Source organism: Actinomadura rupiterrae, from assembly GCF_024172125.1.
Classification (GTDB): domain Bacteria; phylum Actinomycetota; class Actinomycetes; order Streptosporangiales; family Streptosporangiaceae; genus Spirillospora; species Spirillospora rupiterrae.
The window spans coordinates 514,854-532,852 of record NZ_JAMZEA010000007.1; the positions used below are offsets into that span (position 1 = coordinate 514,854).

The following is a 17,999-nucleotide window of genomic DNA, read 5'->3' on the forward strand; positions in this document are numbered from 1 at the left end:
GCGTGGCGCATGTGCACTCGGCCGTGGACGGCGGAGAACTGAGCGGAAGGTGGCTGTGCGAGGGCGGCTGGCCGCCTCCTGAGAACGTCGTCGCAGTCGACGACGAACTCACCGCCGATGCGGCGTACCGCCTGGTCAGGCAGGGGACGACGCTGCTGTGGCGCGGGGACTTCCACAATGCTCGGCAGGTGCTGAGTGCGCTTGGGCGGCGGGTGCGGAAGGACGCCAAGACGCCGAAGGGCGACGATGCGCGGGCCGTCTTCTACGCGTCCCGGGAGGCGCGGACGCGCGAGGTGCGGCTGCTGTCGCGGTTGGTTGTGCCGTTGGATGCTGAGAATGCGGTGGTGTTGCGTAGGGCGCCGGATGTGCGGGTGGCGGTCGGGCGGGTTTACGAGCCTGGTGAGCCTTCGCTGATGCCGTTGCGGGAGCTTCTGGGGATCCTCGGGGCTGAGCAGTGGCGCGAGCAGGGGGTCGCGGTGCCCGCGGTGGGTGGGCGGATCCATCCGCATTACGGGGTGTTCGCTCCTACGCGGCAGGAGTACGTCGAGCTGGTCGCGCAGGCGCCGCTGCCGGGGACGGACGTCGCGTTCGACATCGGCACCGGGACGGGTGTGCTCGCCGCCGTGCTGGCCCGGCGGGGTGTCGGGACGGTCGTGGCGACCGACATGGACGAGCGGGCGCTCGTGTGCGCGCGGGAGAACGTCGAGCGGCTTGGGCTGGACGTCCGGGTCGAGCAGGCCGACCTGTTCCCGCGCGGGCGCGCGGACGTCGTGGTGTGCAATCCGCCGTGGCTTCCGGGCAAGGCGGTGTCGGGGCTCGACCGCGCGGTCTACGACCCGGGCGGGCGGATGCTGCACGGGTTCCTCGACCGGCTCGGCGCGCATCTCGTGCCGGGTGGCGAGGGCTGGCTGGTGCTGTCCGACCTGGCCGAGCACCTGGGCCTGCGGACGCGTGCGGAGCTGCTGGCGCGGTTCGAGCGGGCAGGGCTGCGGGTGGCGGGCCGGCTCGACGCCAAGCCCGTCCACCCGCGCGCCGCGGACGCCGCCGACCCGCTGCACGCCGCCCGCGCGGCGGAGGTCACCTCGCTCTGGCGGCTCGCCGTCAGAGCGTGAAGACGATCTTGCCGAAGAGGTCGCCCTCGGCCATCGCGGCGAAGCCCTCGCGGGCCTCGGTGAGCGGCAGGACGCGGTCGATCCGCGGCCGGACGCCGCTGTTCACCAGGAACCGGGCGAGGCGTTCGAGCTGGTCGCGGGTGCCCATGGTCGAGCCGGTGACCGACAGCTGGAGGAAGAACACCCGGTTCAGCTCGGCCGGGGGCAGCTGGCCGCTGGTCGCGCCGGACACCACGATCCGGCCGCCGGGGCGCAGCGACTTCAGCGAGTGCGCCCAGGTGGCCTGGCCGACCGTCTCCAGCACCGCGTCCACCCGCTCGGGCAGCCGCGCGCCCGGCTCGAACGCCTCGGCCGCGCCGAGCTCCACCGCCCGCTTGCGCTTGGACTCGCTGCGGCTCGTCGCGTACACGCGGTAGCCCGCCGCCGAGCCGAGCGCGATCAGCGCGGTCGCGACGCCGCCGCCCGCGCCCTGTACCAGCACGGACGCGCCGGGCTCCAGCCCGGCCTTCTCGAACAGCATCCGGTAGGCGGTCAGCCACGAGGTGGGCAGGCAGGCCGCCTCCTCGAAGGACAGCCCGGCGGGCTTCGGCACCAGGTTCCGGCGCGGCACCGCGACCTTCTCGGCGAACGTCCCGGGGTGGGACTCCGACAGCAGCGTCCGCTTCGGGTCGAGGGTCTCGTCGCCGCCGCCGCGCGCCGGGTCCCCGATCACCGCGTGGACGATGACCTCGTTGCCGTCCTCGTCCACGCCGGACGCGTCGCAGCCGAGGATCATCGGGAGCCGGTCGGCGGGGAGGCCGATCCCGCGCAGCGACCACAGGTCGTGGTGGTTGAGCGCGGCGGCCTTGACCGTGACGGTCGTCCAGCCGTCCGGGACGTCCGGGTCGGGGCGCTCGCCGAGCGTGAGGCCGGTCAGGGGCTGGTCTGCATCGAGGCTCGTGGCCGTGACAGCGAACATGCCGCCACCCTAAAGGGGGCGCTTACCGCGACGACTGGGCGGATATGTCGTTGGCGGTCTTGCGGGCGACGTCGGCCAGCGTGTCGGTGGTCGCGACGCGGACGTCCAGGGCCTTGCCGGCGCGGACGGCGTGCACGTCGAGCGTGTAGGCGTGGCCGTCCCAGCGCTCGGCGTACCAGGTGCCCGCGTCGTGCTGCCGCCAGTCGGCGCCCGAGTCGGGACGCGCCGGCGGCGGGCACGCGCCCGCGCACGGTCGCTGCTCGATCTCCAGCTGGAACGGCCCGGCCTTCGCCCCGGACGGCATGTCCTGCGGCTGCACGCAGAACCAGCGGCCGCCGTCCCTGATGCACTGGCCGAACACCGGGCCCCGGAAGGCGAACCCGAGCCCGTCCAGGGCCCAGAGCCGCGACCGGTCCCCCGTCGCCCAGGTCGGCCCGGTCACGATCCGCGCGGGACGCTTCCGGTCGTACAGCGCGAACCGGGGATCGGACGGGGTGGGCAGCGGCCCAGGCGGGGCGTCCTGGACGCGGTACTGGGCCTTCTTCGGGTCGTCGAAGGCATGGGCGAGCGCCAGGTCGAGGGCGTACCGCGCCCGCGGACCCAGCTCGCGGTCCTGCGCCTCGCTCCACAGCACCAGGGAGTAGTTGTCGCCTCCCCAGGTCGCCCCGGACTCGGCCCTGAACGGCCCGGACTTGCTGATCTCGGCTCGGCTGTTCGGCTGCACGTCGACCGTGCCGGTCTGGTTCGGGTCGCTGCTGATGGTCGCCGCCGACGAGATCTCGAAGGTGGCGCGCAGGTCCGGCCGGAACGGGTCGCCCTCGACGATGTCGCAGATCGTCTTCTTGCGGCCCCGTGCCTCGACCGGCTGGGAGAAGAGGCCGCCGAGCCCCGGACGGAGCATCGCGCACGTGTTCTTCCAGTGCCCGCCGTGGTCACCCGTGCCCCACCTGAAGAAGCCGACGACGTGCCCGCCGTCCGCCCCGGGCAGCACGACCAGGTAGAACAGCACCAGGCAGAAGATCTCCAAGGCGAGCATCCGCCGCCCGTCCCAGAGCACCCGCGGTTCGGTCTGCGGACGCGGCGGACGCTTCGCCTCCCTGACGTAGGCCTCGGCGAGCCGGTCGCGCAGCGCGCCGTGCCGGAACCGGTAGCCGCCGCCCGACTGCCGCAGGACGCCGCGCTCCCGCGCGTCCTCCAGGAACCCGATGAGGTCGTGCGGGACCCGGTGGCGCAGCATCAGCCACGCGTGCGCCACCCGGAACCGCCCCCAGGACGACAGCACGACCCCGGCGTACCAGAGGACGGCCATGTCGAGCAGGAACGCGGGCCCGAGCGCGGCCGGGTCGAGCCTGGGCTCCCAGCGCAGCGCGAGCAGCGCCGGCGTGGCCAGGAACAGCGGCAGCGGCCACACGTCCACCAGGACGCGCTCCCAGCCGAGCACGAACGCCGCGCGCCCGTCCGCGCGCACCATCCCGGGCGGTCCCGACTCCTCCGCCGGGTCGGACGCGACGCTGAACCGCCACGCGAAGCCCCATGCCAGCATCACTGCGACCAGCACCAGCGAGGCGGCGGCGAAACGACCGAGCAGACCGTCCAGCCAGATCCCGAGGGCGGCGAAGCCGACCGCGGCCAGCGGCAGCGCGATCAGGCCGCCCGTGCCCGCGCCGCGCCGCTTCAGCTCCCGCCGCACCTCGCCCGGACCGCGCAGCCGGTGCGGCGGGATGAGCCAGCCCTCGCGCGCGATCTGCGACCACGCCAGGAGGCCGAAGTAGGCGAGGATCGGGAACATCGCCCAGACCGCCACCCACGTCGCGTCCGGGGCCAGCTGCCGCGCGATCCAGTACTTGTGCGGGATGCGGTAGCCGAGCGCCCAGACCGACACCGCCGCCGCGAGCAGCGCGGACGCGGGGGCCAGCGCCCGGACGGTCGCCGGGACCGCCTCGTCGAGCCGCCACCACTCCAGGTCGTTCTCGTCGTTCTCGCGCAGCCGCCAGGCCAGGTAGCCGAGCCAGCCGCGCGCGTTCTCGGCGCGCTCCTCGTCCGCATCGGCGTACGCGGACGGGACGAACCGGTCCAGCAGCCGGTTCTCGACGCTCTCCGCGTCGTCCAGGTCCAGAAGCTCGGACGGGTCGTCGTCCGGACGGCCGTAGGCGGCGCGCGCCAGCCCGACCATCAGCGGGGACGCCAGCGCCTCCCGCACGGGTTCGGCGTCGCCGCTCTCCAGCGCCTCCACCACGGGCCGCCAGCGCTCGTCCGCGCCGGTGCCGTCGTCGGCGGTCGGCAGCGAGGCGAGGATCTGGCCCGCGACCAGGGGCCGCAGCTCGACCACCGCCGCGTCCTTCAGCCGCGTCCCGGCCGCCTCGACCGCGCCGGTGTACTCCTCCGGACGGCTCGTCAGCACCAGCGGCAGCTTCGCCGCGCCGACCCGGTTCAACTCGGCGATCGCGGTGGCGCGGGCCTCGGCGGGGATCTCGTCCAGGCCGTCCAGGACCGGGATGACCCGGCCGGTCTCCAGCAGCCCGGCCGCGACCAGCCGCGCGTCGGCGACGGACCGTCCGAGGTCGGGATGCGCGGCGGCCAGCCGGCGCGCCGCCCACTTCAACACCCCTTCGCGGCTCGGCACCCAGCCCGCCAGCGGCACCAGGACCGGCACCGGGCCGTTCCGGTGGCGCTCCATGAGCTGCACGGCGAGCGCGGTCGCCAGCACCGACTTGCCCGCGCCGAGCGGGCCGAGGATGACCAGCCGCCCGGACGGCACGCTCTCCAGCAGGTCCGCCGCCTCGCCGTACTCGCCCGACCGGCGGAAGTCCCCGGCGCTGGCCGGCTGCCGCAGCTCCGCCGGCACGCCCCACCGGACGGCGATCGCGCTGTCCCGGTCCACGCCCGCCTGCTCCAGTTCGCGCCGGTACCCGGCGAGGACGGCCGGACCGAGGTCGGCGGCCTGCTTCTTCAGCCGGTCGTCGGTGATCGACCACTTCTCCCAGCGGTTCCGCCAGAACCACCACGCGCCGGTCCCGGTGAGCATCAGCCCGAAGGCGACCAGGACCGCGCCGACCGCGCCGATCCAGCCGGACCAGCCGAGCAGGAACGCCCCCACGCCCCCGATCGGCGGCCCCGTCAGCAGCAGGGGCAGCGCGGGCCGGTGCGGCCGCAGGTCCAGCTCGTACCAGGTGCCGACGTTGACCGTGCCGCCGGGCCCGACCTTCGCGATCTGGACGCCGATGTCGAGATCGCCGGTGTAGGCGTTCCCGATTCCCTTCCCCACCGGCGATCCGCCTCCCGTCCCAGAACCGATGCCCGTCTCCGCCCCGGCGATCCTCGGCCCCGACCCGAGATGATCTCCGAGGGGCCACTCTCCCCCAGACGCTCCGATTCGGCCACCGGTTCGGCGCAACCGAAAACGGCCCGCCCCGAAAGGGACGGACCGTCGTCCGGAACAGGCCCGGAGAGCGGCCGGTTCCGGCCGCCCGCCGAGGCCGCGCTCAGCGCGCGTCCGCTACAGGCCCCTTAAAGGACCTTCGACAGGAAGTCCTGCGTGCGCGGGTGCTGCGGGTTGTCGATGATGTCGCGCGGACGGCCCTTCTCGACCACCACGCCGCCGTCCATGAAGACCAGCGAGTCGCCCACCTCGCGGGCGAAGCCGATCTCGTGCGTGACGACGATCATCGTCATGCCGTCCACCGCGAGCTGCTTCATGACCTCCAGCACCTCGCCGACCAGCTCGGGGTCGAGCGCGGACGTCGGCTCGTCGAACAGCATCAGCGCGGGCTCCATGGCCAGGGCGCGCGCGATCGCGACCCGCTGCTGCTGCCCGCCGGACAGCTGGCTCGGATAGGAGTCGGTCTTGTCCGCCAGCCCGACCCGCTCCAGCAGCTGGACCGCCTGCTTGCGGACCTGCGCCCGCGGCAGCCCCTTCACCTGGACCGGCGCCTCCATGACGTTGCCGAGCGCGGTCATGTGCGGGAACAGGTTGAACCGCTGGAACACCATCCCGATGTCCCGGCGCTGCGCGGCGACCTCGCGGTCGCGCATCTCGTGCAGCCGGTCGCCCTTCTGCCGGTACCCGACCAGGTGGCCGTTCACCCACAGCCGGCCGCCGTTGATCTTCTCCAGGTGGTTGATGCAGCGCAGGAACGTCGACTTGCCCGAGCCGGACGGCCCGACCACCACCATCACCTCGCCCGGCCGCACCTCCAGGTCGATGCCCTTCAGCACCTCCAGCCGGCCGAAGCTCTTGTGCACGTTCTCGGCCCGGACCATGAACTCGGGCGGCTCGGCGCCCGCCCCGGCCTCCGGGGACGGCTTCGACAGCGCCATCAGGGCCTCCTCCCGCTGCGGACCCGCAGGTTCGCCACGAACCGCTCCAGCATGGTCTGCCGCTGCGCGGTGCCCCGCCCGAAGTAGCGCTCCAGGTAGAACTGCCCGACCGTGAGGATCGAGGTCATGACCAGGTACCAGATGCTCGCCACCAGCAGCATCGGGATCGTCTGGTAGGTCCGGTTGTAAACGATCTGCACGGAGTACAGCAGGTCGGACAGCGCGATCACCGACACCAGCGAGGACGTCTTCAGCATGGAGATCGTCTCGTTGCCGGTCGGCGGGATGATCACCCGCATCGCCTGCGGCAGCACCACCCGCCGCATGATCTTCGCCCGGCTCATGCCGAGCGCCGTCGCCGCCTCGCTCTGCCCCGGGTCCACCGACAGGATGCCCGCGCGGACGATCTCCGACATGTACGCCGCCTCGTTCAGCCCCAGGCCCAGGCAGCCCGCGACGAACGCGGTGATCAGGTCGTTGGCGTTGAAATGGACGAACGTCGGGCCGAACGGGATCCCGAGCGAGAACGTCGGGATCAGCGCCTTCACGTAGAACCACAGGATGATCTGCACGAGCACCGGCGTGCCGCGGAACACCCATACGTACAGCCACGCCACACCCGAGATCAGCGGGTTCGGCGACAGCCGCATCACCGCGAGCAGCACGCCGCCGACCACGCCCATCAGCATGGCGATGACCGTGAGCTCCAGGGTCGTCACGATCCCGTCGAGGATCGCGCCGTCCCAGAACCACGCGTTGATCGTGTCCCAGCCGAACCGCTCGTTGTTCGCGACGCTGTACACCGCCCAGATGGCGATGTACAGGATCAGGGCCGCCGCCACCCACCGTCCGTAGTGCCGGACGGGAACGGCCCTGATCTCGGTGGGCCGCTCCCTCGGCACGTTCTCGTCAGTCAGCGTCATGCGGTCAGCTCTGCGCCTGGTTGATGCCCGGGGTCTCCAGGGCGCCGTGCTCGATGCCCCACTTCTCCAGGATCTTCTTGTAGGTGCCGTCGGTCTGCAGCGCCTTCAGCGCGGCCAGCACGGCGTCCTTGGTGGTGCCGAGCTGCTTGCTCAGCGCGATGCCGTACGGCGCGGTGTCGTAGGTCGCGCCCGCGGTCTCGAACTGCCCGTTCGACTGCTTCACCGCGTAGTCGATGACCGGCGAGTCGGCCAGCACCGCGTCCGCGCGGCCGGACGACAGCGCCAGGTTCGCGCCGTTCTGGTCCGGGAACGCCTGGCCCGTCGGGCCGGACTTGCCGCCGTCCTTGCACTTCTTGGTGCGGCTGCCGGTGCCCTTCTTCTCGTCCACGGTCGCCGAGACCTCGTCCAGCTGGACGGTGCCCTTCTCGACCGCGACCTTCTTGCCGCACAGCGACAGGTCGTCCGGCTTGAGCCCGCCCGGGTTGCCCTTCTTGACCATCAGCGCGGTGCCGGCGGTGAAGTAGGTGACGAAGTCGACCGTCTTCTCCCGCTCCTTGTTGTCGGTGATCGACGACATCGCCGCCTGGTACTGGCCGCTCTGCAGGCCCGGGATGATCCCGTCGAAGCTCGCCTTGGTGAAGGCGAAGTCGACGCCGAGCTTCTTGCCGAGCGCCTTGCCGAGGTCGAGGTCCATCCCGACCAGGGTCTTGTTGTCGTTGCCGAAGAACTCGTTCGGCGCGTAGGACGGGTCCGTCGCGACGACGATCTTGCCGGACGACTTGACCGCGGCGCCCAGCTGGTCGTGCAGCGCCGGGTCCTGCTTGATCGCCGAGAAGATGTCACCGACGTCCTTGCCCTGCGCGCCGGTGTCCTTCTTGCTCCCGCCACAGGCCGAGAGTGCGAGCGCCGCCGACAGCACGAGCGCGCCCGCCGCGGCGGTGCGACGTCCCAGAGAACCGGTGTTCACTGGTCCCCCTCCAAGTCGTTTCGTCGGACCGCGTCCCGGCCCGGGTTGGAAGGCACATTTTGGCGCACAGTGCGCATGGCCTTGATTAAGGCTCCGAAACAATCGGACAACAAGCCAGTGCTCGAAATCCAGATGAACACGCGTAAATTGACGGTGTGTGATCGGGATTACACGCCACGTCGCCATGCCCTCGGCGCCATCCTTCGCTGCCCGGTCGCGGCCGCTCGCGGCCGTTCACGGCCGTTCGCGGCCGCGTGACCCAGGCCATCACGGGTGTTCCCCGGATGGCCGCGCCCGATGTGGCACAATCGGACAACGGGTGACCCCCGTACGTCGCGAGATGCACCCCGACCGGCACCGGCCACCAGACCGGCGCCACCCGCGGCGGCATCGTCCGTATCGCCGAAACTCTGACAGGGGTCGCTGTGGCTGCCGAGCCCATCACTCATCCCATCTCTCACACCGCCTCACTCAACGACGATCCCGCTTTCGCCCTGCACGTGGGCGGCAAGCTGGAGGTCCGGTCGTCGGTCCCGGTCCGCAACGCCGACGACCTCTCCCTCGCCTACACCCCGGGCGTCGCGCGCGTCTGCAGCGCCATCGCCGACAACCCCGAGCTCGCCCGCGACTACACCTGGACGTCCCGGGTGGTCGCGGTGGTCACCGACGGAACCGCCGTGCTCGGGCTCGGCGACATCGGCCCGGCCGCCTCCATGCCGGTCATGGAGGGCAAGTCGCTGCTGTTCAAGGAGTTCGCCGGGGTCGACTCGGTGCCGATCGCCCTGGACTGCACCGACGTGGACGAGATCGTCGAGACGGTGATCCGGATGGCGCCGAGCTTCGGCGGCATCAACCTGGAGGACATCAGCGCCCCGCGCTGCTTCGAGATCGAGGACCGGCTCCGCGCCGCCCTCGACATCCCGGTCTTCCACGACGACCAGCACGGCACCGCCGTGGTCGCGCTCGCCGCGCTGAAGAACGCCGCCCGGCTCGTCGGCCGCCCGCTGTCGGACCTGCGCGCGGTCGTCGCGGGCGCCGGCGCGTCCGGCATCGCGGTCTCCAGGATCCTGATCGAGGCGGGCATCGGCGACATCGCGCTGTCCGACAGCAAGGGCCTCATCTACCAGGGCCGGGACGGCCTGAACCCGGTGAAGCAGCGGATCGCCGAGATCACCAACCGGTCCCGGCTGACCGGCTCCACCGAGGAGGCGCTGCGCGGCGCGGACGTGTTCATCGGCCTGTCCGGCAGCACCGTCCAGGAGTCCTGCGTGGCGACGATGAGCGACGACGCGATCGTGTTCGCGCTGTCGAACCCGACGCCCGAGGTGCACCCCGAGATCGCCCGCCGGCACGCCCGCGTGGTGGCCACCGGGCGCAGCGACTTCCCGAACCAGATCAACAACGTGCTCGCCTTCCCGGGCATCTTCCGGGGCGCGTTCGACGCCAACGCGCACACCATCACCGAGGGCATGAAGCTCGCCGCCGCCGACGCGCTCGCCGCGATCGTCGGGGACGACCTGACCGCCGACTACGTGATCCCCGGCCCGTTCGACCCGCGCGTCGCCCCGGCCGTCACCTCGGCCGTGGCCGCCGCGGCCCGGGCCGACGGCGTCGCCCGCTCCTGACCGCCCGCCGCGCGGGCACGCACTCCGTACAACCCTCGCATATGGCCTGACCACGTATTTCCTGGACGGCCCGCTCTCCGCACCCGGAGAGCGGGCCGTCCGCATTCCCGGATACGGCCATGGCCATAACGCCGGAGATTTTTGCCGTGTCCGGAGTGCCCGACGAACAAATCACCGGTTTCGGATGCTCGACACCGAATGATTTCCCCTTTCCGGCCACGAACAGGTGCCGTCCGAGGTGTAATGCTCGGCACGGGGGAATGCAGTACGGCGAATCGCACCATCGGGTCTACTCCGGCAGGAGTGCACGTGGACCTTGCTTCGTACGCCGATCTGGCGATCATTCTGGTGAACAGCGACCACCGCGCCGGCGGTGACCGGCTGCGCGACGTCAACGGGCTCCGCGAGCTGCTCGCCGGGCGCCCGCACCTCGGCGGCCGTCCCCGGCCCCACGACCTGGACGCCATGCGCCAGCTGCGCGCCCAGCTCCGGGCCGTCTTCGCCGCGTCCGCCCGGGGCGAGCCCGAGCTGGCCGCCGACCTGCTGAACGAGCTGCTCATCCAGCACCCCGTCCACCCCCAGCTGTCCGCGCACGACGGCCAGGACTGGCACCTCCACCTCAACGACAGCGGCGCGATCCCCGACGTCTTCGCGGCACGCGCCGCGATGGGCCTCGCCGTCCGGGTCGCCGAGCAAGGCATCGACCGGCTCCGCCTGTGCGCCGCCGAGACCTGCGGCCGCGCCTTCCTGGCCGCCCCCGGGGAACGTTCCGGCCGCTACTGCTCCGCCGAGTGCGCGGCGCGCCGCACGTCCGCCGCCGCGGCCGCCGGCGTCCCCCCACGCCCCCGCGTCAGCGCCGACCTCGACACCCCACCCCGAGGCATAACCCCCGCCCACCGCCCCTGACCCCGACCGGCCCGAAGGCACAACGCTGGCAGGAAGGCAGGCCGCAGGGCAGGCGCCGACCTCAAAGCGGTGCGTTTGACGGCCCTCCGGAAGCAGTGCCCGCGGGCCGTCGCCGGGGCTGCGGGTCAGGGCAATCTGGGAGGGGGCGGGGCGGTGAGGAGGCCGGCGCGGGTGACGGGCCAGTAGCGGGCGACGACCGGGCCGAGCACCAGGCGGTGCGGGACGGCGTCGAAGTCCCAGCTGTCCTGGCGTCCGTGCGCGCGCTGGTTGTCGCTCTCCAGCCACCAGCCGCCCGACTCCTCGCGGACGGCGCGCTTCACGATGAGCTGGTCCTCGTTCCAGGGGTGCCGCGCGACGACGGCGTCGCCGCCCCGCACGGGCGCGCCCGCCCTGACCAGCAGCCAGTCCCCCGCGCGCAGCGCCGGCAGCATGGACTCGCCGGTCACCGCGACCGCGAGCAGCCCGCTGCGCCGCCATGCCACCGCCGCGAGCCCCGCCGCGGCGACGCACGCCCCGGCCGTCCCCGCCGCGCGTCCGGGACGCATCCGCATCGACTCTCCTCGCCTCGTCGCTCGGCGCGCGGGCCCCCGCACGCATGGACGCGCCCGGATCGGGGACCTACGCCCAAAGACCGAGAGCCCTGGCCGAACGCGCCACCGGGCACAAGAGTAATGTCGGTGCCCTGAGCATGATCCGATATCGAGGGAAGGGAACGCAGGTGCTGGTCAACCTTCTGCGCCCGAAGACCACGGTCTCCGCCCACTGCGACCTGCCGTGCGGCGTCTACGACCCGGCGCAGGCCCGGATCGAGGCCGAGTCCGTCAAGGCGATCATCGAGAAGTACAACGCCAACGAGGACCCGGCGTTCCGCGCGCGCGCCATTGTGATCAAGGAGCAGCGGTCCCAGCTGGTCAAGGAGCACCTCTGGGTGCTCTGGACCGACTACTTCAAGCCGCCGCACTTCGAGAAGTACCCGCAGCTCCACACGCTGTTCAACGAGGCCACCAAGCTGGCCGGCGCCGGCGGCACCAAGGGCAGCCTCGACGCCGAGGCCGCCGACAAGCTGCTGGAGAAAATCGCCGAGATCGACAAGATCTTCTGGGAGACCAAGCAGGGCTGACCTGCCGACCTCCTGACGAGGCCCGTCCTCCCCTGCGGCTGGGGAGGGCGGGCCTCGTGCCGTCCGGGCCGCCTCCGGCAGATGTTGCCAGTGTGGGGTGGCAGCGTTGGGAGAACTTTGCGGCAGACGTGGCGTTTGGGGTGGATCATGAGGTTCGATGACGCTTCAGTCATCGAAAGGATGGTCCATTGCCCCCCAGGACTTCCACGCGCACGCGCGTCGCCGCCTCCCTCACGGCGTCCGCGTGCCTGCTCGCCGTCGCGTCGCCCGCCTCGGCGGACGCGCGCCCGCGGTTCGCGCCGGGCGCGGCCGGTGTCGGCGACCGCTACTTCCCGCTTGAGGGGAACGGCGGATACGACGTCCTCCACTACGACCTCGGGCTGGACTACACGCCGTCGTCCAACGCGCTGAAGGCGACCGCGACGCTCTCGGCGCGCGCGACGCAGAACCTGTCCCGGTTCGACCTGGACCTCAAGCAGCTCAAGGTCACCTCGGTGAAGGTGAACGGCAAGCGGGCGAGGTTCGCGCGCAAGGGCCAGGAGCTGGTGGTCACGCCGGCCAAGGGCCTGCGCAAGGGCCACGGGTTCACGGTGGCGGTCGCCTACGGCGGCGACCCGAAGCCGGTGAACCGGCCGGACATCGGCAAGTACGGCTGGATCAGGACGCCGGACGGCGCGTACGCGGTGTCCGAGCCGGATGGCGGCTCGTCCTGGTTCCCGAGCAACGACCACCCGTCCGACAAGGCGACGTACACGTTCCGGGTGACCGTCCCGAACGGCACGCAGGTGCTGTCGAACGGCGAGCGGAGCCCGGTGGTCACCAAGGGCGGACGCTCGACGTTCACCTGGAACGAGCGGACGCCGATGGCCAGCTACCTGGCGATGCTGGCGATCGGGAAGTACCAGACCCTCACCGGACGGACGAAGACCGGCGTTCCGGTCCTGACCGGGGCGTCCCCGAACCGGACGACCGAGCTGAAGGCGCTGCACGAGAACACGATCAAGGCGATCGACTGGGAGGAGACGGTCTTCGGGAAGTACCCGTTCCGCTCGGTCGGCGGCATCCGGGTCGGCGTGGACGTGGACTTCTCGCTGGAGACGCAGGGCCGCCCGATCTACGGGTTCTCGCCGGACATGGCGACGGTCGTGCACGAGCTGGCGCACCAGTGGTTCGGCGACACGGTCAGCGTGCGGCGCTGGCCGGACATCTGGCTGAACGAGGGCTTCGCGACGTACGCCGAGTGGCTGTACGACGAGCAGCACGGCGGCCCGACCGCGCAGGCGACGTTCGACAAGTACTACAACCAGCCGAAGAGCTGGAAGTACTACGACGCCCTGTGGAACCGGAACACCGCGGGCGACCCGGGCGCGCAGACGATGTTCACGGTGCCGCCGTACTACCGGGGCGGCATGACGCTCCAGGCGCTCCGCGTCCGGATCGGCGACAGGGCGTTCTTCGCGCTGCTGAAGACGTGGGTCGCGCAGCACCGGAACGGGGACGTGTCGACGCCGGAGTTCGTCCGGCTGGCGGAGAAGATCTCGCACAAGAAGCTGGACGGCCTGTTCCGGACCTGGCTGTACACCAAGGGCAAGCCCGCCAAGTGGTGAGCTGAAGGCTTGCGGCGGCGCCGTCCCTGGCGGGGCGGCGCCGCCGTTTGGTTTGCGGGGCGGGCCAGTGGTTAGCCTGGGAAACATGATTCGCCCCGCACGTCCCGAGGACGTTCCGACGATCTTGCGGCTGGTCCGCCGGCTGGCCGAGTACGAGCGCGCCGCGCACGAGGTGAGGGCGACCGAGGAGGACCTGCACGCATCCCTGTTCGGGCCGGACCCGAAGGCCTTCGTCCACGTCGCCGAGCACGAGGGGGAGGTCGCCGGCTTCGCTCTGTGGTTCCTTTCGTACTCCACGTGGCTGGGTCGGCACGGCATCTACCTGGAGGACCTCTTCGTCGACCCGGACGTGCGCGGCCGCGGCCTCGGAAAGGCACTGCTCGCCGAGCTGGCCCGGATCGCGGACGAGCGGGGTTACGGACGGGTCGAATGGTCCGTCCTGGACTGGAACACCCCGGCGATCGGCTTCTACAAGGCGCTCGGGGCCCGCCCGCAGGACGAGTGGACCGTCTACCGCCTCACCGGCGACGCCATCCCGGAGCTGGCGCGCGACCGCGGGGCGTAGCCGCGGAGCCGTCCGGGAGCACGGCGAGTGAGGATTTTCCCGTCCGGGCCGGGTTTGGGCGCGGACGGGGGTGTCGCCCGCTGTTTCGGTGCGCGACCCGCGCGCGCCGGACGCTCCGGACACGGCTCGCAGGCGGTAGTTTCGAATCAGCGGGACCACCCCAAGAGGGAGAGACGTGACCGAGGAAACCGCTGCCATGGCGGCCAGTACCAAGTTGTCCGTGCGTGACGTGGTGACCGTCCGGCTGCCGGCCGCCAGCGCCTACCTTTCGGTGCTGCGGACCGCGACGGCGGGGCTCGCCGCCCGTCTGGACTTCACCCTGGACGAGATCGAGGACCTGCGCATCGCGGTGGACGAGGCGTGCGCGATGCTGCTCGCGCAGGCCGTGCCGGGCACCGACCTGACCTGCGAGTTCGAGCTCACCGGAGACGCGATGCGGATCTCGGTGTCGGTGCTCACGATGGACGGCACCGAGCCGAGCCGCGACACCTTCGCCTGGACCGTCCTGTCGTCGCTGGCGGGCGAGGTGGACGCGCGGGTCGGCACCGACGACCGGGTCACCGTGACGCTGCAGAAGCGGCGCGGTGCTGCGGGGGCCCTGTGACGGAGAACAGGACAACGCTCGCGGGCGACAGCCCCGGCAACACCGGCAACGAGCGCGAAGGCAGCGCGGTGCCGGACCGCGCGCGTGCCCGCGCCCTGTTCGAGCGGCTCGCCGAGCTTCCGGAGGGCGACCCCGAGCGCCAGCGCATCCGCGACCAGCTGGTCGAGCTGCACCTGCCGCTGGTGGAGTACCTGGCCCGGCGGTTCCGCAACCGCGGGGAGTGGCTGGACGACCTGATCCAGGTCGCCACCATCGGCCTGATCAAGTCGATCGACCGGTTCGACCTCGGCCGCGGCGTGGAGTTCTCCACCTACGCCACCCCGACGATCGTCGGCGAGATCAAGCGGCACTTCCGCGACAAGGGCTGGGCGGTCCGGGTGCCGCGCCGGCTCCAGGAGCTGAAGCTGTCGCTGACCAAGGCGATCAGCGACCTCGCCCAGCGCGAGGGCCGCGCGCCCACGGTCAGCGAGCTGGCGGCGCACCTGCAGATGACCGAGGAGGAGGTGCTGGAGGGCCTGGAGTCCGCCAACGCCTACTCCACGGTGTCGCTGGACGCCCCGGACTCCGGTGACGAGGACGCGCCGGCGGTCGCCGACTCGCTCGGCATGATCGACGAGTCGCTGGAGGGCGTGGAGTACCGCGAGTCGCTGAAGCCGCTGCTGGAGAAGCTCCCGGCGCGGGAGAAGAAGATCCTCCTGCTCCGCTTCTTCGGCAACATGACCCAGTCGCAGATCGCCGCCGAGCTGGGCATCTCGCAGATGCACGTGTCCCGCCTGCTGGCGCGGACGCTGGCGCAGCTCCGGGAGGGCCTGACGGCGGACGAGTGACCCGCGCCGCGGACGGCTGTCAGAGGCCCGGACGAACCCGCATCGTCCGGGCCTCACCACGTCCAGGCCTCACCACGTCCGGGACGCGGCAGGTCCGGGACGCGGCAGGTCCGGGACGCGGCAGGTTCGGGACGCGGCAGGTTCGGGAACGCGGCACGAGCGCCGGTGCGGGGTGGGGCGGGGGCTCAGGAGCCGGATCCGGCCTTCTGGTCGGCGTCGGTGTCGTCGTCCTCGCCGTCCTCGCCGTCCTGCTCGTCGTCGTCCTCAGTGTTGAGCCAGACGGTGACGGGCGGGCTGAGGACCAGGACGAGCGCGAGGACCGCCACGACGGCCAGCGGGACGGCGTAGGCGGGCTGGTGGCTCTGCCAGAGCGACCAGGCGATCGGCAGCGCGAACAGCTGTGTCAGCACGATCGGCGCGCGGCCCCTCGTGTCGGCGCGCAGCAGCATCCGGGCGCAGGCGAGCATGGCCAGGCCGCCCCCGAGGGCCAGCACGGTCACCGCGACCGCGCTGGTCGGGTCCACGGCCTCGCCGAGGGCCGTCTCGACGCCGGAGAACAGCCCGAAGGCCAGGGCGGCGAGGCCCTCCAGGCCCTGCAGCCCGGCGGCGGCGGTCACGATGCTGGGACGCTTCGACACAACCCGCCACCCTACCGGCCGCTTCCGGATGTCCGGCTTCGGGACGCCCCGAGCGGCCCGTCCGGACGCCCCGGAACAGGGCGCAGGCCGTCCGCCGCGGGGTGTAGGGGGCACTCGCGCGGGCGTGCGGCGGGGCTTCGGCACGGGAGGGGCGCGGCGGCGCGGTCGCGGGCTGGGTAACCTTGCGCCGTGCGCGCGATGCTGATCGCCAACCCCAAGGCGACCTCCAACAGCCGGCGCGCCCGTGACCTGCTCGTCCGGGCGTTCGCCGGGGACCTCGACCTGGAGACCGCCGAGACCGGGTACCGGGGCCACGCCACCGAGCTGGCCGCCCGGGCCGCCGCCGAGCGGTTCGACCTGGTGATCGCGCTGGGCGGCGACGGCACGGTGAACGAGGTGATCAACGGGCTGCTGGCGGACGGGCCGTCACCGGACGTCCCGGCCCTGGCGGTGCTGCCGTTCGGCAGCGCGAACGTGTTCGCCCGCGCCCTCGGCCTGCCGAACGACACGGTCGGGGCGACCCGGCAGGTGCTGGAGGCGCTGCGCGCCGGACGGCACCGGACGGTCGGCCTCGGCGCGGCCGTGCTGCCCGACGCGTCCGAGCGGTACTTCACCTTCTGCGCGGGCGTCGGCCTGGACGCGGAGGTGATCCGCGAGGTCGAGCGGGCGCGGCTGGCCGGTGCGAAGGCCGATCCGCTGCTGTACGTCCGGACGGGGGTGCGGCAGTTCTTCGCGGGCACCGACCGGCGGCGGCCCGCGCTGACGCTGGAACTGCCGGGCCGCGACACGCGCGCCGCGAAGGGAAAGCTGTATCTGGCGTTCGTCTCGAATACCGCGCCGTGGACTTTCGCCGGTCCGTTCCCGGTGAATCCGAGCCCGAAGGCGAGCTTCGCGCGCGGCCTGGACGTGTTCGGGATGCGCTCCCTGGACGTCCTGCCGACGCTGGGCGCGCTCGCCGGGATGTTCGCCGCGCGGGTCCGGCCGGTGCGCGGCCGCCGCGTGCTGAACGTGCACGACGCGACGCAGGTCACGCTCACCGCGGACCGCCCGACCGCCTACCAGCTGGACGGCGATTACCTCGGTGAAGTGGAGCGCATCACGTTCCGTTCGGTGCCGAAGGCGATACGGATCGTCATTTGAGGCCGATCCGGTGATCTGTTAACAACAAAGTCACACGGCCGACCCACCCGTGTGACACATGCGACACTCATACTTTGAGAAACCTTTCTCAAAGGTCTTGCGTCTGTCCACGCCCCCCTGACACGCTCAAAGTGCGCCGGTCGTCAGGGGCCCAATGAGGCAGCCACCTGATCGCAGCGCCGCCGAACTGTCACCCCTGACGAAACCTTGACCGTTCCGGGGTGTTCGCGACATGTGAATCCGTTCACAAGTGGAGTGACTTCCGCCACCGCTGACGAAGGAGTGGACGCATGGACTGGCGCCATGAGGCAGCCTGCCGTGACGTGGACCCCGAGCTGTTCTTTCCGATCGGCAACACCGGGCCCGCGATCCTGCAGATCGAGGAGGCCAAGCAGGTCTGCCGCCGCTGCGAGGTGACCGAGGCGTGCCTGCGCTGGGCCCTCGGCTCCGGCCAGGACTCCGGTGTCTGGGGCGGGATGGGCGAGGACGAGCGCCGTGCGCTGCGCCGCCGCAACGCCCGGGCCCGCGCCCGCGCCACCGCCTGAACCCCGTCCGAACCACCGCCGCGCCGTCTGAACCACCGCCGCGCCGCCTGAACGCGTCGCGACGCTGAACCACACCTGAATTCGGCGCCTTCGCCACCCGAACCCCCTGGTCGGTACGGCGCAAGCGCGATAACGAGAATTACGC

General features: G+C 71.9%; 17 protein-coding genes. 10 read left to right on the forward strand and 7 right to left on the reverse strand.

Annotated features, from left to right (window positions below):
- The first annotated feature begins 2 nt into the window (after positions 1-2).
- Positions 3-1,112, forward strand: a complete 1,110-nt coding sequence (locus FHU30_RS26715) for a methyltransferase (protein ID WP_253879413.1) — start codon at positions 3-5, stop codon at positions 1,110-1,112.
- Here the strand turns inward: FHU30_RS26715 and FHU30_RS26720 are convergent.
- The 5 genes from FHU30_RS26720 to FHU30_RS26740 form a co-directional block, all read right to left on the reverse strand.
- Entirely contained in the window at positions 1,102-2,070 is a 969-nt protein-coding gene (locus tag FHU30_RS26720; RefSeq protein ID WP_253879415.1) for a zinc-binding dehydrogenase, read from the reverse strand. The genes FHU30_RS26715 and FHU30_RS26720 overlap by 11 nt on opposite strands.
- Positions 2,071-2,092: 22 nt before the next feature.
- The gene (locus tag FHU30_RS26725; RefSeq protein WP_253879417.1) at positions 2,093-5,335 is read right to left on the reverse strand and encodes an NACHT domain-containing protein; all 3,243 of its coding nucleotides are present in this window, start codon (positions 5,333-5,335) and stop codon (positions 2,093-2,095) included.
- A 242-nt stretch (positions 5,336-5,577) separates the two neighbouring features.
- On the reverse strand, positions 5,578-6,387 hold the full coding sequence (locus FHU30_RS26730; protein ID WP_301323640.1) for an amino acid ABC transporter ATP-binding protein: 810 nt from the start codon (positions 6,385-6,387) through the stop codon (positions 5,578-5,580).
- The gene (locus FHU30_RS26735) at positions 6,387-7,310 is read right to left on the reverse strand and encodes an amino acid ABC transporter permease (RefSeq protein ID WP_253879418.1); all 924 of its coding nucleotides are present in this window, start codon (positions 7,308-7,310) and stop codon (positions 6,387-6,389) included. Before FHU30_RS26735 ends, FHU30_RS26730 begins: the two co-directional genes overlap by 1 nt.
- 4 nt (positions 7,311-7,314) lie before the next feature.
- On the reverse strand, positions 7,315-8,277 hold the full coding sequence (locus FHU30_RS26740) for an ABC transporter substrate-binding protein (RefSeq protein ID WP_253879420.1): 963 nt from the start codon (positions 8,275-8,277) through the stop codon (positions 7,315-7,317).
- 425 nt (positions 8,278-8,702) lie between these two features.
- On the opposite strand from FHU30_RS26740, the gene FHU30_RS26745 reads away from it, so the two are divergent.
- Together FHU30_RS26745 and FHU30_RS26750 are read left to right on the forward strand one after the other, a co-directional pair.
- The gene (locus FHU30_RS26745; protein WP_253879422.1) at positions 8,703-9,902 is read left to right on the forward strand and encodes an NAD(P)-dependent malic enzyme; all 1,200 of its coding nucleotides are present in this window, start codon (positions 8,703-8,705) and stop codon (positions 9,900-9,902) included.
- 309 nt (positions 9,903-10,211) lie between these two features.
- Positions 10,212-10,808 (forward strand): CGNR zinc finger domain-containing protein, encoded by a 597-nt coding sequence (locus tag FHU30_RS26750; protein WP_253879424.1) that lies wholly within the window; start codon positions 10,212-10,214, stop codon positions 10,806-10,808.
- A gap of 125 nt (positions 10,809-10,933) precedes the next feature.
- On the opposite strand, the gene FHU30_RS26755 is transcribed toward FHU30_RS26750, so the two are convergent.
- The gene (locus FHU30_RS26755; RefSeq protein ID WP_253879426.1) at positions 10,934-11,359 is read right to left on the reverse strand and encodes a S24 family peptidase; all 426 of its coding nucleotides are present in this window, start codon (positions 11,357-11,359) and stop codon (positions 10,934-10,936) included.
- A gap of 167 nt (positions 11,360-11,526) precedes the next feature.
- On the opposite strand from FHU30_RS26755, the gene sodN reads away from it, so the two are divergent.
- The 5 genes from sodN to FHU30_RS26780 all read left to right on the forward strand — a co-directional run bounded on the left by sodN (position 11,527) and on the right by FHU30_RS26780 (position 15,531).
- Positions 11,527-11,928: a superoxide dismutase, Ni gene (gene sodN / locus FHU30_RS26760; protein ID WP_308211407.1), complete on the forward strand. Its 402-nt coding sequence runs from the start codon at positions 11,527-11,529 to the stop codon at positions 11,926-11,928.
- A gap of 188 nt (positions 11,929-12,116) precedes the next feature.
- Positions 12,117-13,535 (forward strand): M1 family metallopeptidase, encoded by a 1,419-nt coding sequence (locus FHU30_RS26765; protein ID WP_253879429.1) that lies wholly within the window; start codon positions 12,117-12,119, stop codon positions 13,533-13,535.
- Between the two features lie 85 nt (positions 13,536-13,620).
- On the forward strand, positions 13,621-14,100 hold the full coding sequence (locus FHU30_RS26770) for a GNAT family N-acetyltransferase (RefSeq protein ID WP_253879430.1): 480 nt from the start codon (positions 13,621-13,623) through the stop codon (positions 14,098-14,100).
- Between the two features lie 175 nt (positions 14,101-14,275).
- Positions 14,276-14,704 (forward strand): ATP-binding protein, encoded by a 429-nt coding sequence (locus FHU30_RS26775; RefSeq protein ID WP_372503956.1) that lies wholly within the window; start codon positions 14,276-14,278, stop codon positions 14,702-14,704.
- A gap of 68 nt (positions 14,705-14,772) precedes the next feature.
- Positions 14,773-15,531, forward strand: coding sequence for an RNA polymerase sigma factor SigF (locus tag FHU30_RS26780; protein WP_026413784.1), 759 nt, complete (start codon positions 14,773-14,775; stop codon positions 15,529-15,531).
- A 185-nt stretch (positions 15,532-15,716) separates the two neighbouring features.
- Here the strand turns inward: FHU30_RS26780 and FHU30_RS26785 are convergent, their stop codons facing one another.
- Positions 15,717-16,169 (reverse strand): hypothetical protein, encoded by a 453-nt coding sequence (locus tag FHU30_RS26785; protein ID WP_253879432.1) that lies wholly within the window; start codon positions 16,167-16,169, stop codon positions 15,717-15,719.
- Positions 16,170-16,367: 198 nt separating this feature from the next.
- On the opposite strand from FHU30_RS26785, the gene FHU30_RS26790 reads away from it, so the two are divergent.
- Positions 16,368-17,309, forward strand: a complete 942-nt coding sequence (locus FHU30_RS26790; protein WP_301323752.1) for a diacylglycerol/lipid kinase family protein — start codon at positions 16,368-16,370, stop codon at positions 17,307-17,309.
- 290 nt (positions 17,310-17,599) lie between these two features.
- Positions 17,600-17,854: a WhiB family transcriptional regulator gene (locus tag FHU30_RS26795; protein ID WP_253879435.1), complete on the forward strand. Its 255-nt coding sequence runs from the start codon at positions 17,600-17,602 to the stop codon at positions 17,852-17,854.
- Positions 17,855-17,999: the final 145 nt, after the last annotated feature.

Bases quoted from the DNA above. Each gene is read 5' to 3' on its own strand.
- FHU30_RS26790 (WP_301323752.1), top strand. From the start codon at position 16,368: ATGCTGATCGCCAACCCCAAGGCGACCTCCAACAGCCGGCGCGCCCGT.
- FHU30_RS26755 (WP_253879426.1), bottom strand. From the start codon at position 11,359: ATGCGGATGCGTCCCGGACGCGCGGCGGGGACGGCCGGGGCGTGCGTC.
- FHU30_RS26735 (WP_253879418.1), bottom strand. From the start codon at position 7,310: ATGACGCTGACTGACGAGAACGTGCCGAGGGAGCGGCCCACCGAGATC.
- FHU30_RS26730 (WP_301323640.1), bottom strand. From the start codon at position 6,387: ATGGCGCTGTCGAAGCCGTCCCCGGAGGCCGGGGCGGGCGCCGAGCCG.
- FHU30_RS26720 (WP_253879415.1), bottom strand. From the start codon at position 2,070: ATGTTCGCTGTCACGGCCACGAGCCTCGATGCAGACCAGCCCCTGACC.
- FHU30_RS26795 (WP_253879435.1), top strand. From the start codon at position 17,600: ATGGACTGGCGCCATGAGGCAGCCTGCCGTGACGTGGACCCCGAGCTG.
- FHU30_RS26770 (WP_253879430.1), top strand. From the start codon at position 13,621: ATGATTCGCCCCGCACGTCCCGAGGACGTTCCGACGATCTTGCGGCTG.